Source organism: Caloramator sp. CAR-1, from assembly GCF_030546345.1.
GTDB lineage: Bacteria > Bacillota > Clostridia > Clostridiales > Caloramatoraceae > Caloramator > Caloramator australicus.
In genome coordinates, this window is record NZ_JAUONW010000048.1 from 1 (window position 1) to 17,796 (window position 17,796).

A 17,796-nucleotide genomic window follows, 5' to 3' on the forward strand; every position below is an offset into this window, starting at 1 on the left:
CCTAGGAGCGTAATAATACTTTTCTTGTCTTTTCTTTCAACTATCCATTCCTTTTTTCTCTTATCATCTTCTTTAATCGCTTTATCTAATTCTTCTAAAAAGTCTTTTATTATATTCCTTCCAAGTTCATCAGTCGATTCTTTAACTACCTCAACAAGTTTTGTAAAATCCCATTCTTTTGACAGCATTTCTTCTACATTTTTTATTAATTTAGTAGTGAAATTTATTAAATGTTGTTGTATAATATCATGTTGTATAATATTATTCAAAAGAGACACCCCCTTATTGATTTGTGTTTTTTCCACTTTTTATTTTACCACAGGGGTTGTCTCTTTTAAATTTTTTGTCCTTTTTCGTCCTACAATAATTTTACACTATGATATACTTCACAATGCTTGGCAGGGATTAATTTTTTAGGATATAATAATAGTAGGATTGTGTTACATTTATTTTACATATTCCCCCAAATTATTTTATCGAGGTGATTTTATGAAACAAGTAAATCTTGATTGGGGCAAACTTGGCTTTAACTACATCAAAACAGACTTTAGATACGTATCCTATTGGAAGGATGGTAAATGGGATGGGGGAAAATTGGTAGAAGATAACATGATAACAATTAGCGAAGGTTCTCCAGCTATCCACTATGGTCAGCAATGCTTTGAAGGTCTAAAAGCTTATAGAACAAAGGATGGCAAAATACAGCTTTTTAGGCCGGATCAAAACGCAAAAAGAATGAATAATAGTGCAAGAAGGCTTTTAATGCCAGAAATTCCTGAAGAAAAATTCATAGATGCTTGTATTCAAGTAGTAAAGGCAAACGAACACTTCGTTCCTCCATATGGAACAGGTGCAACTTTTTATTTAAGACCTTACTTAATTGGAGTTGGAGATAACCTTGGAGTAAAACCTGCAAAGGAATACCTTTTCTCAGTTTTTGGTTGCCCAGTAGGACCATATTTTAAGGGCGGTCTTTCTCCAGTTAATTTTATGGTTTCCGATTATGATAGAGCTGCACCTCATGGAACTGGTGCTGCAAAGGTTGGAGGAAACTATGCTGGAAGCCTTCTTCCACATGAAATTGCCCTTCAAAGGGGATTTGCAGATTGTATATACCTTGACCCTGCAACCCATACAAAGATAGAAGAAGTTGGTGCCGCAAACTTCTTTGGAATAACAAAGGACAATAAATTCGTAACTCCAAAATCTCCTTCAATACTTCCAAGTATAACAAAATATTCTCTAATGTATGTTGCTGAGCATTACCTTGGTATGCAGGTTGAAGAGAGGGATGTTTACATCGATAATTTGGATGAGTTTGTTGAAGCCGGTGCCTGCGGAACAGCGGCTGTAATAACTCCTATTGGTGGAATAGAATATAAAGGAAAACTTCATGTATTCTACAGCCAAACAGAAGTAGGGCCAATAACAAGAAAGCTTTACGATACATTGGTAGGAATCCAATTTGGAGACATTAAAGCTCCAGAAGGATGGATAGTGGAAGTAAAATAAAAAGTCAAGTGCCAGGCACTTGACTTTTTGACTTTTTGACATTTCTATAATATTCCAATTTATTATTTTATTGTTATCCTTAGTTTTGCATAGCTATTGTCATTTGCTTGATGGGTAATTTGAATAGTAAGTCCATAGCTTATTATGTTTCTTCCAAGGTAAGGAAGTTCAGGATTTGTATAATCCTTTGTATCATCAAAGGATGGTTCAGTAAATATATAATCATCCTCTGCAACTCTTTCATATATATCGCTTAAATCAACATAAAGTTTTGATTCCTTGTCCTTACTAAATGCAGCATCATGCATTTGATAAGTTGCGCTTGCAAAGCTTAATCTTCCGTCATTCCATTTCCAAAGTATATTGTTTTGATCTGCATCTACTATTCCTAGGAATCCATCACCTGGATGCAAACCATACCAATTATCAGTATAGAAGTCATCTACATACCATACAACCATCCCTGGATCATAGGAGAATATTCTACCTAAAGCACTGTTGTGGGCAAGCCCCATATCAACTCCATGATGGTTTCTCCATTCTACAAGATAGTAATGTGGTGCAAAAGTTATTCCTGTATCCTTAACAAATCCATTTAATGAGAATTTTAACTCTCCTTCAACATCGTCAAAGAAAATTACTTCTCCATCTGCCGTAACTTTAATATCATCTACGTAGAAGCCTGCACCATAAACATAGTAATCTGTTTCATATTCAAATTTTAGTTCAATTTCCTTCCCTGCAAATCTTGATAAATCAAATATAGCATCTACCCATCCATCTGAAGTTCCAGTTATTCCATAAGGAACAACAACCTCAGCCTGAGGATGATGTTCAGTTGTTGTAATATTGCCTTCAATATATTCAAAGTCGTTGCTTCCTATTTCTCTTGCTTGAACTGATGCAAAATCCCAGCCCTCCTCAATATCATACCATGTTTTAAAGTTTAGAATAGCATTATTTTTATTTCTTAAATCAACTCTTGCGGTCATATAAGTCTTTAAATTTGAACCATCACTTCCTTTGCCACCCCAATATGCAAATTTTCCACTATATGGGGTTGTTATGGAATGTTGTTTTTTAGGAAGATTAATTCTTATAACTTGCCCTGTTTCACTCGCTTGTCTTATTGTAACTTCTGCACCAGCTTGAGGAAGTTTTTCTAAATCTACATCCACTACCTTCTGCCAGTTGCCTCCGTATAGAGCTTGTAAAATTTGTCTTCCATATGGACTTATTCCTGTAGGTTCAGTTCCTGGGATTTTCCCTGACCAGCTTCCCGATGACATCAATGACCATCTTGATATTGGCTCTGATACAGGTGATGAATACTGTGTATCATATTCATCTGGAAGTCCAAGGTCATGCCCGAATTCATGGGCAAATACGCCTGCTGCGCCATCCTCAGGTTCCATAGTATAATCATATGCATAATAATTTGTTCCAGGAATCTTATAAAAACCACCTAAATTCCACCTGTGGGACCAAATAGCATTAGAGCCTAAGCTTCCTCCTCCTGCCTCTTCTCCAACTCCTGCATGGATAATCATAAGGTGGTCAATTATTCCATCAGGTTCGTCAAAGTTACCATCGCCATCAAGGTCATATCTATCCTCTTTATCAAAATCAGCAAAATTTATATTTGGATCTAAAGCTGCTAGTTGTAATGCATGAGCTACCAAATGCCTTGGTCTTATGTCATGTGAAGAACCATATGGTGCCCCATAATAAGCAGCTTCCCTAGGAACGGTATACCAACCAGCTACCTTTCCTTCAATTATTAGGCTGCCGCCAGATTGCTGCAGATAATATTGCCTCATAGAAACTAATTTTTCCCCGTTTGGTCCCATATAACCATTATCTCCAAATATTAAATCTTCAAAATGCTTTACACTATAATCATCATAATACATATCCGTCTCTTCAGGCTTTATCTGGTTATGTTTGTAGTCTTGATATTCAACAAGCAAAACCAGGATATTTACCTTTTTAGGATTATTATCCGGCTGACTTTTTTCAAATACATATTTTTTAATTTTTTGATTTTGAATGGATTTAAGTTTTCTGTCCATTTTGTTTGGCTTATATTTTAAATTTTCCTTTGCGGTTTCCCTCATGTATTCTAAATAAATCTTATGGGCCTGTTCATAACTTGCGTCCTTTGGAATTTTACCTTCTTTTTTCAACATCTCAATTACCTTTTCTTCATTTGCAACTGACAAATCCGCAGGTCCTCCTAAAGTAAAATAACTCTCTTCATTTTCGTTTTTCATAGCCCTTGTGGGCGTGTAAAGGTTAAATAGTGAAAAGATAAGGAGAAATGAAATTAAAATGGATAAAAACTTTTTCATACCCCACCTCCGGTATTGTTTAGTATTTTCACTAAATATATATATTTTACGGAGTGAATTTTTAGCACAAAATTTATAAAAGTAATGAACCGTCTAATAAAAATACCCAAAAGTATAAAAATACTTTTGGGTATTACCATTTTTATGCAATGTCAAAAAGTCAAAATGTCAAGAGGCAGGCACTCATTTTATTAACACGTAGAATTCATAGCCCTTTCCTGTTACTTCACTGTTTTCTTTTTCAATAAAGTCCCTTTGGACAGTTATACTGTTAAAAATGATTTTAACCTTTACCTTTGGAGTTACATCAGTAAAAGTAAGGTCTTCTGTTCCTAACATTATCAATTCTTGCCCACTGTCTTTATATTTAATAACAAGCTTCTTTACAAATTCATCTAAATCCTTTGAATATATTTCTTCATTCCCATTAAATATTTTTAATACAGAGCTGTTATAATCGTATTTTGCATAAATTCCCTTTGCTTCAGTGTTTTCATACATATATCTCATATCAAACAAATAATCATATCCAGATATATTTAAAGATCTTTCATCAGCTTTTCTTTGGAAGTTAAAATACATAACCGGCTGAAATACTTTAGGTGTATACTCAAAACCAAAAACCTTTTTCATATCAGAAATTTGGAATCCCTTTGGAAGGTATTTTACATCATCAAGGCTATGGTATCTTTCAAAGTAACTTAGTATGCTGCTTATATTTTCTTTATCCTTATGATTTACATAGGATTTGGGAACTATTTTACCATCCTTTAAAAGCTCATTTCTTATTAAAATGTTTTCAAGCCTTTTGTTTTGGCTGAACTTAGATATTGAAAAGCTACTCAATGGTCCAAAGTTTGAAATTAATATGAATATCGAAAGAGATACAGGTAAAATTATATTTAAAAGGCTCTTTGTAAAGGCAAAGTAGAGCATTATCAAAAATACCCAAATTCCCGCAATGACTACATAGTATCTATTTTCAGTAACCCCATATTGCTGAATTCTTATGCCTATTGATATAAACATCATAACAAGTATAGGCAAGATGGCCTTTGGAGTTATCATTAAAAATATCTTAGCCCACTTATTATCCTCATGAATTGGAGTTATAAAAAATAAAACTGCTGCGACTATAAGGGAATACCAAAGAACAAGGTGGGATACAATCCCCTGTGGAAAGGTTCTTGTTAGTATTATTTTTACAAAATAGATGTAAAGTATCGCTGTATAAACTGATAAAAGGGGCATTACTATATAAAGTATCAATATCTTCAAAAGTTTAGTAAAATTCTCCTTGGTAAATTCCTCAAAATACTGAGGAATATTTGCAAGAAAGTAGGTTACTGCAAACACAAAAACAACTAAAATAAAAGAATAAAGATACATCTGCTCCTTTATTCGGACTTCAAGGAGTCTGTCTATTGTAAAAAGTATTGCAGAAATTCCAAAGAATAAAACTAAAGAATATAAAACCGTTGTAAAAAAGGATGATAAAACCTTTATAACATACATCTCGAAATTTTTTCTCTTTGGGAAATATGGGATGAATAAGAATATTAGATAAAATATAAGATTTAGGGCAAAAAATCTTGACATTGTAACCATTTTAAAATCTTTGATAGTAAAATAGTATGCTACCATGAATATTAAATCTAATGCGTAGTAAAATATTTCCCTTGATTTATTTTGTTCCCTTTCCGTCCACAATTTAATGAATAGGGATATTGCCATTCCTAGTGCTAAAGTCATAGCAAGCTTTTTTAAATTGTTGGTATTTACGCCTAAATTTCTAGATTCGATCTCAATCATTGCAATTAAAAGGGCTGCAATCATTGTAGATAGGGCTATTGTAATTGGGAATCTGTTGATGGCTCTGTAAATTGAATTGATGATTCCTTTAAAAACTTTAGATATGCCCATAAAAATTCTCCTTTACTTTTTATTTTATTATACCATAATTTAAACTAATATTTAATAAGCTAAATAGTATATTGTAAGTTTGGGATGAAACATTAAAATGTGTGTATTAGCTATTTAAAAAGGCAAAATAAAAAAAATAATCTTCCCTTTTTCCAAATCAGGTTTTGACGATGAATTAATAAATTTAGCTTCATTAGATGAAAAAATTAAGCTTATAAGTTTAGAGGATTTATTTATATAACCCCTTGGTTTTCCAAGGGGTTAGTCTTGTCCTCTTAAAACACGTGCAGCTGTTTCTGGGGAAACAACATTTGTGTAAAAGCCTGTTGCAAGTTCAAATCCTGCGTGAATGGAAATCCTTGGGCATATCCTTATTTGATAGTGGTGATATTCAACTTCATCCTTTATAAATTCAAAGAACATGTTATATGCAACGTCCCCAACGTTTTCTATTAAGCTTTTTATAGCAAAGTGTAATACCCTACTTAAGGCTTTAATATCCGATTCATTTAAACTTAATAAGCTGCTTCTATGTCTTATAGGCACTACCGCCATTTCATACGGAAAAATAGAAGCATAGGGGCAGAAAATCAAAAAACATTCATCCAAATAAACTATTCTTTCTTTGTTTATAATCTCATCCTTTATCTTAGAACAAGTTAAACACTCTCCATGTTTCTCATAAAACTGCTTTTCCATTTCAATTAATCCTTTAATTCTGTCGGGCATCCTGTTTATAGCAATTATTTGGGAATGGGGATGCTCCAAAGACGCCCCCGCTTCTTTTTTATAGTTTTTAAAAACTTGAACATACTTAACTCCTTCCTTTTGATACAATATCCTACTAACCTCAATAAAAGCTTTAACTACCTTTTCAAAATCATCAACTTCCATTTCATGAATATTTTTGCTGTGATCCCTTCCTTCTATCACAACATAATGATATCCCGTAACTTCCCCTTCATTATTTAATATAGGAAATTTATTTTCAACTACTCTTACATTCCATGGGTCATCAATTCTTAAAACTTCAGGAGGCGTCATTTCTTCATTGCCTACACAGAAAGGGCAACTTTCCTTGTAGGATACCCTTTCAACCACCTCATAAGATTTATAGTCCTTTGGCCTTTTTGACCTGTTTTCTACGACTATAATCTGTTCCCGTGTTACATCATTAAGCCTTAGCTGTGCCATTTTAACCTCCCTATAACATATTTTTTATTTTCTCTTTTAATGTATGATCCTCTGAGCCAGTTAAAAAGGCTTCATAGATTTTTTCCCTTTTAATTAATGCCAACTCTAAAACCTCTAAATACCCCTTTGCCGTTGCCTCCCAGGTATATTTTTCCTCAACCCGCTTTATTCCAAGCTCTCTATACAATTCAAAATTATCAAGGGCTAAATTAAGTCCTCTTGCTATATCCTCAGCATCCTCAGGATCAACCAAAACCCCATATTTTCCTCCCTCTACAGTTTCAAAGGTTCCTCCGTTTTTAGTCACAACAACAGGAAGTCCTGCATACATAGCCTCAATGGGAGCAAGTCCAAAGGGTTCATAAAGGGCAGTTAAACAAAATATTGATTTTCTTTTGCTAAACACCCTATAGGCTGATGCCAGCTGCCTCTGGCCATTTATTGGAAACATACTGACCTTTCCGTAAAGATTATGTTCTTTAATTATTGTCATAATCTCATCCATTATTTCTCTTTCTTCATAATTCAAGCTTGAATAATCCTTAAAGGGATTCTCAACTCCCCTTAAGATTATAACTAAGTTTGCCTTTTCCTGTAGTTTTTTATCCTTTGCAAAGGCTAAAACTGCGCCTTTATGATTTTTCTTTTTATCAAATCGCGAGGACAATACTATGCATGGCAGGTTTAGTCTATCATCATTTAAGTCCCTATTTAAATATTTTAAAATACAATTTTCCGTATCCTCATCAAAAATTTGTGGAATATGTGTAAAAGTTTTCGTATTTACCCCCGGTGGAATAACCTTAAATTTACTATCATCCTTAACATCAACTGCACCCTCATATAGCCTATGGCTATATTGGTCAAATCTTTCCTGGGTCGTTGATACTATGTTTACAAAGGACCTATTCATTGCGATTCTTTCTGCAAAAATCCTCTTTGAAAAATTATATTTTTTGTCAAATTCATCGAAGTTTTCTTTATTAACACCAAGCTTGTCCATTTTTTGGGCCCCCAAGGAATGGGCTGTAAAGGTAAAGGGAACATCTAATATATTTGAAAGTATTGCCGATGCTAAACCTCCATCCCCATAATGAGCTGTAAGTGCATCAGGCTTTGTCCCTTCTTTTTTATAAAAATCCACTGTCCCCTTTACAAATTCCTTTCCAAGATATGGCCAAAGCCTTTCCTTAGGTAAAAACTTATCTCCTCCAAAGGGGATTCTTATTATCCTTACATTTTGGCTTCCATGATAGGACTCTACGTCCTCTGAAAACTCAGGCCAGTTTTCATCTATTATTCTTCTTGTAATTATATCAACATCGATTCCCATCTCTCCAAGGGCAAGGGCAACCTCCTTAACATAAACAAGCTGTCCTCCAAAGTCTGGATGTTCCGTTAAATGGCTGTCGTTATTATCAAAATTACCTTGTGGGTTTATAAAGGCAACTCTCATGGCAAACCTCCTTATGGTAAAATATAGAAATGTCAAAAAGTCAAAATGTCAAGTGGCAGGCACTCTAATATTGCACCTACATTTTTTAATTTTATGGCACTAAGTTTAAGGCCTGATTTTACTGCATCTAAAATAGTAAATCCCTTTATAATTCCTACAAAAAATCCCGACCAGAAGGCATCTCCTGCCCCTGTAGTATCTACAACTTCTGTTGCAAGGGAAGGAAGTTTTATATATTCTTTTCCATTTGATACTAAAACGCCATCCCTTCCTAGGGTTAGCATAACAAGCTTCACACCAAAGTTTAGGAAATTTTTTATATGATTTTCTTCTGTGTCAACTCCAAATATCCTCTCAGCATCATCTAAAGATGGCTTAACAATGTCAACATGCTTTAATATTTCCTTTACATATTTCCTGCCTTCCACTTCATCATCAAAAAGATTTGGATGATAGTTGGGGTCAAAGGATATTAAGACTTCATTTTCCTTTGCTGTTTTAATAAGGCTCTCTACAACATCCCTTGACGGCCTTTTAGATATGGGCCAACAGGAAAAATGAAGTATTTTACTTTTTTTAACTGCATCCTCCAGCTCTTTTGTTAATTCAATATGATAATCCGCCCCTCTATAAAATATAGGCCTTGGCGTTCCTTTGCTTTTGGTTACTATAACCATGCTCGTAGGATAGGAAGCTTTATTTATAAATCTAGTATCGATTCCATGTTGATTAAGCTTCGATATCAAAAAATCCCCAAAACCATCCTCTCCAACTGATGATGCAACTATTGAATTTAATCCAAGTTTTTTGGTGTTTATTGCTATATTTGAAGGTGAACCCCCAAAATGTCTTGTATACGTATTGCACTCAAAATTATCGCTATAATCCTTTGATATCATATCGACAAGAAGTTCCCCTACTGCGATTAAATCATAGTGCCTATCTTGTTTTAGTTGGATTTTTTGATTTATTGTAGCCATATTACACCTCCGTGAAAAGCTTTTCTCAAGTTCAAAAAATAAAATAGGTATAAAACCTATTTTGTGCTCCTTCTTATAATCAATTGATATGGCAAAAGTATGTTTTTATCAATGGGTTTATTATCCGTTGTATCAATAAATGCCTTTACGCACATCTTCCCTGCCTCGTAAAAGTCTATTTTTATAGTGCTTAAAGAGGGGTTATAAATCTCAGAAATTATATTATCATCAAATCCCATAACCTGAACTTCGTCTGGAATATTTATCCCTTTATCCACAAGATACTTAATTGCACCAAGGGCCATAAAGTCATTGGCTGCCAATACTCCATCGATTTTTTTTCTTTCTAAAATGCTTTTCATAGCCTTATATCCGCTTTTTATTGAAAAATCGCCCTCTTCTAAAACTATATCCTTAGGGTTTATTCCCTCTTCAACAATTGCCTTTAAAAAACCGCTATATCTATCATATCCTGCAGACCTATCCCACAAGGGGCCCATTATCATGGAAAGGTTCTTGGCACCCTTTGATATCAGATATTTTGTAGCTTCATAGGCTGCCCTCTCGTTATCTACGTTAACACAAGTTAATTTAGGATGTTCAAACCACTGACCAAATACTATAAAGGGAATGTCAGCCTTTTCAAGTTCCTCCCTATGCCTTTCAGTAAAGATAGTTCCTGAAAAGATTATTCCATCCACCCTTTTTTCTTTAAAAAGTTGAAAATAGGATATCTCACTATCAGTATCATTTTCAGAAGTTGTCAGCAAAACGCTAAGGCCATTTGACTTTGCTTCATTTTCAATCCCTTTTACAAACTCAGCAAAGTTTATATTTGAAAGGTCTGGAACTATAACGCCTATTACATTTGTTTTATTCATCAAAAGCCCTCTTGCTAAGGCATTGGGCTTATATCCCGTCTCCTCTAAAACCTTTAAAACCCTTTGTTTGTTTTCCTCTGCAACATTTCCTGTTCCGTTTATAACCCTTGATACTGTTGCCGGAGAAACTCCAGCCAATTTTGCTATGTCCTTTATGTTCAATCCCATTTTTACCTCCCCATAGGCGTCTATGTGTCCTCGTGAAAAGCTTTTCTCAATTTAAAATTATCATAAGTTTTTATATCTTGTCAATATATTTTTAAAATTTTCAAAAAATATTTTATATTACTATTTCACATCTTCCATCGTCTAGTTCTTTAATTTTAAGGGCAACTTCCCTTGGGGATTTAAACCTTGACTTATCCTTTACATGGTCTGTATTATTCCAAAATGGCGTATCCATACCTCCCATATATACAGCTACAACCTTTATCCTACCTTCTAATTCCTTTAATAGGCTCTCGGAAAAGCCTCTTATTGCAAACTTGCTGGCACAATAAACTGATTCATTAACCTTGCCCCTTAATCCTGCTGTTGAAATAATGTTCATTATTTTTTCCTTTATCATGGGCATAAGGACCTTTGTTACATAAATTGTTCCCTTTACATTTGTGTCAATAACAGTATCTATATCTTTATATTCCATATCTTCAATTGGGCCAAATATACCAACACCAGCATTGTTTATAAGGATATCCACAAAGTTGTGGATATGTTTTATTTTTTCTTTTAAGTTTTCCACCGACTGTGGATTGGTGATATCGCAGGAAATGCAATTAATGCTTTTAGCACCTTCTATCTCCCTTTTTGTTTCTTCAAGCTTTTCTAAACTTCTTCCTATAAGAATCAAATCGTTTCCTTCGGCATATACCTTTGCAAGCTCCCTTCCCAATCCTGAACCTGCACCTGTTATTACAATTATCATAAAGATCCCCCCTTGAAATTAATTTTAGCTTAACGTTATTATTAATAGTTTATTTCTAAATTATAAGGCCTGTCAAGGTAACTTTCATAGTTAAAACAAGCATCATTTTTATTGGTAAAATGTAGAAATGTCAAAAAGTCAAAATGTCAAGTGGCAGGCACTTCTAATACATATTTTACACCCTTCATTGGGGGGAGTATCTTCCATGGAGTTAGGTTTTTTATCTTTTTAATGACATTCATATTTTCATCTAAAAGGTATACGTCAATGTTAAAAAACATAAAAAAGGTATGGATGCTGTTACAGGGTTTAAAAAGTATCGCCTCATGATGGGGCCTTTTTCTAAACATATAACCTGTTAATCTTTTAAAGAATGTATCGGCAATATAAGCCTCAATAACTTTACCTTCTATATAAACCTTTTCCTTCATAACATCACCTTGTAAACATTTCTATCGCCTTTATTATTGCAGGGCCTAAAAGTATGATAAATATCGTTGGGAAGATAAAAAAAACTAAGGGGAAAAGCATCTTTATCGGAACCTTCATGGCCTTTTCCTTTGCCACTTGTTTTCTTCTCTCCCTTAAATTTTGGCTCTCTATCCTTAAAACCTTTCCAAGGCTAACTCCAAGTTCATCCGCCTGAATTAGAGATGTTACAAACATAGAAAGCTCCCTTACTTCATTTCTGTCGCTCATATTTTTAAGGGCAATTTTCCTTGGAATTCCCATCCTAATCTCCTTTAACGTCTTTGCAAACTCATCGCTAAGATCCCCCTTTATGATGGTTATAACCCTTGCGATGGCACCATCGAAGGATAATCCCGCCTCAACGCTTACGGTAATTAGGTCTAAAATATAAGGAAGATCCTTTAATATCCTTTTTCTCCTCCCTTGAATTTTTGAGGATAAATTAACATTAAAGATTACATTAGTTAAAATTGCTGTCAAAAGGGAAATAAAGATTGATTTAATCCTGCTATCTTGAATAGATGAAAATAACATATATGAAAGCAAAAATATGATCAAAACCGATGTATATTTTACAAACATCCACCTTTCGGGGGTAAAATCCTTAGGATATCCTGCCCTTTCAAGCTTTTTGGCTATTGTAACAAGCTTATAGGATGGAGTTAATTTACTTAGGAGCCTATTTATCATGTCATATATAGGCTTTATAACCCTTTGGCTAAAAGTTAAAAGCTCTTTATCTTCTACAATTTTACCCTCTAAATCCTGTAGCCTTTTTTGAATAATTATTTTATCCTGATATGAGTAATACAAAACCGAATATATAAGTGTAAAGCAGGATATGAAAAACAATAAAATTAAAAAAAACATATCACCATCCCCCTAAAGGTCTATGTTTATTATTTTTCGTATTATAAAAAGTCCAATAATCTGGCTTATTACCCCAAACATAACCATAGCTATTCCTATCTTTGTAGTAAAAAGGAGCATTATATATTCCCTGTTAAAGGAATAAATTATCATTGCAAGAAATATAGGCATGAGGGATATTATAAGCCCTGTAAGTTTGCCCTGGGCAGTTAAGGCATTTAGTTCGCTTTTTAATTTTTGCCTTTCCCTTATGGTTTCTGCTATATTATCAAATATCTCAGATAAATTCCCTCCAACATCCTTTTGTATTAAAAGGGCATTGATGAATAGTTTTAAATCCTCCGAATCAACCCTGTTTTGAAGATCCAAAAAGGCTTCTTCTTCGGTTTTCCCAAGGCTTATCTCCTTTAAAAGCCTATTAAATTCCTTTGAAATAGGCTCCATCATCTCGTCCTTTACAACTGCAATGGACTGCATGAGGGAATACCCTGCCTTTAGGGAGTTTGAAATCAAAGTTATCGCCTCTACAAGCTGAAGGTCAAACTCCTTTATCCTGTCCTTTTTCTTTTTAAGTATTATGATATCTGGAATATAAAATGCAATAACCATTAAAAAGGAGGAAATTAAAAGATCCCTTGAAACTGCATATATAAATAAAGTAACAAGGGCTGTTATTAATATTTTTATTACATAAACCTCCTCCAAGGTTAAAGGAATATCGGATTTTATAATATTTTCTTCAAGTTGAGTCCTTTTTCCCTTTTTCTTTGGAATAAATCTTGCAAGAAATTTGATAAGGCTCTCTTTTTTTATTTCCTCATCCTTTATTTGTTTTTGATTATCCTCCATTTCCTTTAACCTTTCAATGGGTTTTTCCTTGCCTTGGAAAACTAAAAATATAGCCAATATTAAAAAGAATACTGAAAAAAATATAAAAATTATCATACTCCCACCCCATCATGAAAATATATCCGGCGGAACAGCTATACCCTTTTCCTTTAATTTCTGCATAAACTTTGGAATAACTCCTGTAAATACAAAATCTCCCTTTACCTTTCCTTTGCTGTCAACACCCCTTTGTTCAAACCTGAATATATCCTGAAGGACTATTACATCGCCCTCCATACCCTGCACCTCTGTAATGTGGGTTATCTTTCTACTTCCATCTAATAGTCTTGCCTGCTGAATTATAAGGTCTATTGCTGAAGCTATCTGATCCCTTATAGCCTTAACAGGAAGGTTCATCCCTGACATCAAAACCATCGTCTCAAGCCTTGAGAGCATATCCCTTGGGGAATTGGCATGACCTGTTGTCAATGAACCATCATGCCCTGTGTTCATGGCCTGAAGCATATCAAGGGCCTCACCGGAGCGAACCTCACCGACAACAATTCTATCCGGCCTCATTCTAAGGCTGTTCTTGACAAGATCCCTTATTGTAACCTCCCCTTTCCCCTCAAGGTTTGCCGGCCTTGTTTCAAGCCTTACAACATGATCCTGTGAAAGTTGAAGTTCTGCTGCATCCTCTATGGTTATTATTCTTTCATCGTTTGGAATGAAGGAGGATAAAACATTCAGAGTTGTAGTTTTTCCACTTCCCGTTCCACCGGAAACTATTATATTAAGCCTTCCCTGAACGCAGCACTTTAAAAACTCCGCCATCTTGGCATTTAGCGTTCCAAAACTAATTAGGTCTTCTATTGTAAAGGGATCCTCGGAAAATTTTCTTATGGTAATTGCAGGGCCATCTATCGCAAGGGGAGGAATTATCGCATTAACTCTTGAACCATTAGGAAGTCTTGCATCCACCATTGGCGATGATTCATCTATCCTTCTTCCTAAGGGGGATACTATCTTTTTTATAACATGCATAACATGATCATCGTTTTTAAACTTCGCATCGGTAAGAAGGAGCTTACCATTCCTTTCAACATAAATTTTATTAGGACCGTTAACCATTATCTCGCTAATATTTGGATCCTTTAAAAAGGATGTTATTGGTCCAAATCCTATTATCTCATCTAAAAGCTCCTCCTTTATCTTTTTCCTTTGGGCATTCGTTAAATTTAATGATTCCTCTTCAATATTTTTATCGATTATAGAGATTATCTTTTCTTTTAGTTTTTCGTTTTCATCAGAAATCTCATTAAAATCTATATCCAGCTCCTCAATCACTTTATTTTGAATCTTTGTTTTTAGCTCTATATAGGGGTCCATCTCCCTTTCTTTTTTTGTCTGCTTTTTATCGCTAATTCCCTCAAGTCTTTTTACAAGGCTCATAGTCACACCCCCAGTCCACTAAATCTCAATGGACTTTGTTATATCCTCAAGGGATTTTAATATTTTGGATTTTTTATATTTTGGATTTGCTGCTATGGGTTGTCCTTTATTTATAGAGATAATAACCGCCTCCTCATCGTCTTCTACAACTTTAAAAAAGTTTTCCTTAAAGGTCTCTTCAATATCCCTTAAGCTTACACCATATTTAGTGTTAAATCTGTTTATTATAAGCTTTACTTTTTTGCTATCGTATCCTAAGGATTTCATAACATTAAGCCCTATCTTTGCGTTTTTTAATGAAGCAATATCCATGTTTGATATAAAGAATATATAATCTGCGCTATCTAATACAAACAATGTATTATCTGAAAAATTAACTCCTGTGTCTATAATTAAAAGGTCATAGTGTTTCTTTAAAACATCTAAAATCCTTTCTATGCTTTCTTTGCCTATAAATTCTGCCTCCTCCGGGCTTTTTGGTGCAAACAAAACATCCAAGTTTTCATTAAAGGAATATAAATATTGTTTTATGCTGCTAAAGGATTCTAAATCATCGTTTATAGCATCCATTATCGTCTTATAATTTAATCCATTAATTAAAACAGCAATATCCCCAAATTGAAGATCTAAATCCGAAAGAAGGACTTTTTTCCCTTGACTAAAAAGGACTGCAAGGTTGGTTGCCAACGTGGTTTTCCCAACTCCCCCCTTGGTGCTGAAGAGGGTAATTATCTTTGCGTTTTTTTCTTTTTCTATCATCTTATTTAAGTCTTTGTATCTTTCATAGGTCGCCTTTATGGTTTCTATTAACTGCTCGTAGTTAAAGGGCTTTATAATATATTCCTTTGCACCATAGAACATAGCCTTTCTTAGATATTCACTCTCTCCCTGAACCGACATTATTATAACTATTATATTGGGATATTCCCTTGTGATCCTTTCGGTAGCCTCAAGCCCATTAATTATAGGCATATTGATATCCATTAGGATGACATCAGGTTTTACCTTTGGAATAAGTTTTAAAACTTCCTCTCCATTCTGTGCCTCCCCAACAACTAAAAATCCATCCTCCATATCTAATATCTTTTTTATAACTTCCCTTGTCTCCTTTATGTCATCGGCAATTAAAATCCTAATCATCCTATCACTCCTTTACAGGAAGCAAAACCTTTATCTTCATTCCAGGTTCAATTAAATTTTCGTTTTTTATTCCATTGACCTGCTTTAAAAGGATATAATTATCCGGAGTTCCATAGAATTTTCTGCTGATATTCCTTAATGTATCTCCCTTTTTAACGGTATAAATAATCGTCTTATAGATTATGCTGCTTGTGCTGTTTAAAAGATTATCCTCAACGGCTCCCTTTGAATTTATCCTATCCTCACTATTAATAGGTCTTAGGGCAAGCTCTATAATTCCAACGCCTTCTGCAAGGACCAATTTTTCTACATCATCATTTGGAATAGATAATGTAACAAAAAAGCTCTGGGGAACCTTTCCATCGTCCTTTGTCTTAGTTTCATCTTGGGTGTTTCTGTCAATTGCCAAAACCTCAACATCCTGAATTATAGTTTTTGCAATGCTGGGCCTTGTTTTATCGTTATCCATCTTTTCCTTTAAAAATACTAAAACATCCACCCTATCCCCAGGCTTTAAAAGGTAACTAACACCGGTATCCCCTGTAACGCTTACAGAAACTGCCCTATGGTTTTTAGGAAGCTTAAAACTTAGGCTTGAACTCTCTTTGTCTATAAGCTTATCCCATATAAAGGGTTCATTTTTATAAATAGTGACCTTTGCAAAGCGGCCTATTAAGCCTTTCTTATCCCTTACATAATTTGAAAAGGCATCAGAATATTCCACTTCTACTTCCTTTATCATCTTATCTTCTATTGGATTTCCCCTTGAAATGTTTTCGGCTGCAACTAAAATTTTTATCTTTTTAACCTTTTCCTTATCCTTTGGAAAGTTCATGTAGTAATAAATTCCTATTGTGGACATTAAGGATATGATAAAGGAGATTAAAATAAGCCTTTTAATGGATCCTTTCATAACAACACCTCTATCTTATAAGTTTTGCAGCATAAAGGCCTGTATCTTCTAAAGTAAAATCTATCTCCCCACTTCTTACGTATCTTATAAACCTTCCAGTAACTTCAGCCTTTCCACTTCTTTTTTCAACATCCTCAACAAAAAACTCAGCAAATCCAACAACTAAAACCTTTTTTCTTCCGTCTACCTCTAAAGTGTTAACTAAAGGTAGTGTCCATAGCCTTCTTGAATCCCTTTTGAAATTTTGAAAGGTATAGGGGTCCGCATTGATATAATTTCTTATATCATCAACAACCCCAGCCATATTACCGGGTTCTGTATCTATAAGGTCCCCTACGCTAATTTTCCCGTTATATCCATATAGTGCATTTATTCTAAAGACGTTGGCCCCAAATCCGCCGAGGGCAACAACGCCATAGTTTCCATGGTATCCGTCTCCTGCATCCTCCTTTAATGTCACCCTATCCCCATAGGAAAAATCATAGGCTACAACCGCAAAGGGCCTTAAGCCCCCCTTTACGCTCTTTACAGGTCCTATGGCAGCCCTTGTTTTTGCATAAACCTTTGTCCCTTTAAGTCCGATTGCCTTTGCAAAAAAGTATTCAACATCTAAATCGCCTTCTATCTCTACTTGTTTGTTATTATCGCTTATACTTATAGTAGTTCTACTTGGATCAATTCCGTTTTTCTCTAAGTATTCATAGGCAATTATACTTGCCTTTGAAGGATTTTCCGGAAGTTCAAGGCAGGCCGAGAGGGCAGCAGCATCAAGGGCATTTGAAAGCTTAACCTTATTTATATAAACATTTCCTATATCCAGAGCAAGGGCGGTAAAGCCTAATAAAGCAGTAAAGGCAACTACCAAGATAATCGCTGCATTTCCCTTTCTTTTCATTCCCA

General features: G+C 34.5%; 16 protein-coding genes. 1 reads left to right on the forward strand and 15 read right to left on the reverse strand.

Features of this window, described 5'->3' with window-relative positions; all coding sequences use genetic code 11:
* Nucleotides 1-269: UPF0236 family transposase-like protein (locus Q3V94_RS12985; RefSeq protein ID WP_303528356.1), on the reverse strand; the 269-nt coding region annotated here is incomplete at its 3' end.
* 220 nt (nucleotides 270-489) lie between these two features.
* Between Q3V94_RS12985 and Q3V94_RS12990 the strand changes: the two genes are divergently transcribed.
* Nucleotides 490-1,512 (forward strand): branched-chain amino acid aminotransferase, encoded by a 1,023-nt coding sequence (locus tag Q3V94_RS12990; protein WP_008908678.1) that lies wholly within the window; start codon nucleotides 490-492, stop codon nucleotides 1,510-1,512.
* Between the two features lie 62 nt (nucleotides 1,513-1,574).
* Here Q3V94_RS12990 and Q3V94_RS12995 read toward each other — a convergent pair whose 3' ends face one another.
* The 14 genes from Q3V94_RS12995 to Q3V94_RS13060 all read right to left on the reverse strand — a co-directional run bounded on the left by Q3V94_RS12995 (nucleotide 1,575) and on the right by Q3V94_RS13060 (nucleotide 17,791).
* Nucleotides 1,575-3,785 carry an immune inhibitor A domain-containing protein gene (locus Q3V94_RS12995; RefSeq protein WP_303528359.1) on the reverse strand — a complete coding sequence of 737 codons (2,211 nt, stop codon included), beginning with the start codon at nucleotides 3,783-3,785 and terminating at the stop codon, nucleotides 1,575-1,577.
* Nucleotides 3,786-4,046: 261 nt separating this feature from the next.
* Complete coding sequence (locus Q3V94_RS13000) at nucleotides 4,047-5,786, reverse strand: DUF4153 domain-containing protein (RefSeq protein ID WP_008908680.1); 1,740 nt, start codon at nucleotides 5,784-5,786, stop codon at nucleotides 4,047-4,049.
* Between the two features lie 261 nt (nucleotides 5,787-6,047).
* Nucleotides 6,048-6,980, reverse strand: coding sequence for a DUF4931 domain-containing protein (locus Q3V94_RS13005; RefSeq protein WP_008908681.1), 933 nt, complete (start codon nucleotides 6,978-6,980; stop codon nucleotides 6,048-6,050).
* A gap of 10 nt (nucleotides 6,981-6,990) precedes the next feature.
* On the reverse strand, nucleotides 6,991-8,436 hold the full coding sequence (locus Q3V94_RS13010; RefSeq protein WP_008908682.1) for a glycosyltransferase: 1,446 nt from the start codon (nucleotides 8,434-8,436) through the stop codon (nucleotides 6,991-6,993).
* Between the two features lie 32 nt (nucleotides 8,437-8,468).
* Nucleotides 8,469-9,416: a carbohydrate kinase family protein gene (locus tag Q3V94_RS13015; RefSeq protein WP_008908683.1), complete on the reverse strand. Its 948-nt coding sequence runs from the start codon at nucleotides 9,414-9,416 to the stop codon at nucleotides 8,469-8,471.
* Nucleotides 9,417-9,472: 56 nt separating this feature from the next.
* Nucleotides 9,473-10,465, reverse strand: coding sequence for a LacI family DNA-binding transcriptional regulator (locus tag Q3V94_RS13020; RefSeq protein WP_008908684.1), 993 nt, complete (start codon nucleotides 10,463-10,465; stop codon nucleotides 9,473-9,475).
* 112 nt (nucleotides 10,466-10,577) lie between these two features.
* Complete coding sequence (locus tag Q3V94_RS13025; protein ID WP_008908685.1) at nucleotides 10,578-11,222, reverse strand: SDR family oxidoreductase; 645 nt, start codon at nucleotides 11,220-11,222, stop codon at nucleotides 10,578-10,580.
* Between the two features lie 146 nt (nucleotides 11,223-11,368).
* Entirely contained in the window at nucleotides 11,369-11,653 is a 285-nt protein-coding gene (locus Q3V94_RS13030; protein WP_303528364.1) for a DUF192 domain-containing protein, read from the reverse strand.
* 4 nt (nucleotides 11,654-11,657) lie between these two features.
* Complete coding sequence (locus Q3V94_RS13035; protein ID WP_303528367.1) at nucleotides 11,658-12,563, reverse strand: type II secretion system F family protein; 906 nt, start codon at nucleotides 12,561-12,563, stop codon at nucleotides 11,658-11,660.
* Between the two features lie 12 nt (nucleotides 12,564-12,575).
* Nucleotides 12,576-13,508 (reverse strand): type II secretion system F family protein, encoded by a 933-nt coding sequence (locus tag Q3V94_RS13040; RefSeq protein WP_303528370.1) that lies wholly within the window; start codon nucleotides 13,506-13,508, stop codon nucleotides 12,576-12,578.
* 12 nt (nucleotides 13,509-13,520) lie between these two features.
* Nucleotides 13,521-14,843, reverse strand: a complete 1,323-nt coding sequence (locus tag Q3V94_RS13045; RefSeq protein ID WP_303528372.1) for a CpaF family protein — start codon at nucleotides 14,841-14,843, stop codon at nucleotides 13,521-13,523.
* A gap of 18 nt (nucleotides 14,844-14,861) precedes the next feature.
* Nucleotides 14,862-15,983: a response regulator gene (locus tag Q3V94_RS13050; RefSeq protein ID WP_303528374.1), complete on the reverse strand. Its 1,122-nt coding sequence runs from the start codon at nucleotides 15,981-15,983 to the stop codon at nucleotides 14,862-14,864.
* 4 nt (nucleotides 15,984-15,987) lie between these two features.
* Nucleotides 15,988-16,896, reverse strand: a complete 909-nt coding sequence (gene cpaB / locus Q3V94_RS13055) for a Flp pilus assembly protein CpaB (protein WP_303528376.1) — start codon at nucleotides 16,894-16,896, stop codon at nucleotides 15,988-15,990.
* A gap of 10 nt (nucleotides 16,897-16,906) precedes the next feature.
* Complete coding sequence (locus Q3V94_RS13060) at nucleotides 16,907-17,791, reverse strand: Tad domain-containing protein (protein ID WP_303528379.1); 885 nt, start codon at nucleotides 17,789-17,791, stop codon at nucleotides 16,907-16,909.
* Nucleotides 17,792-17,796 lie beyond the last annotated feature (5 nt).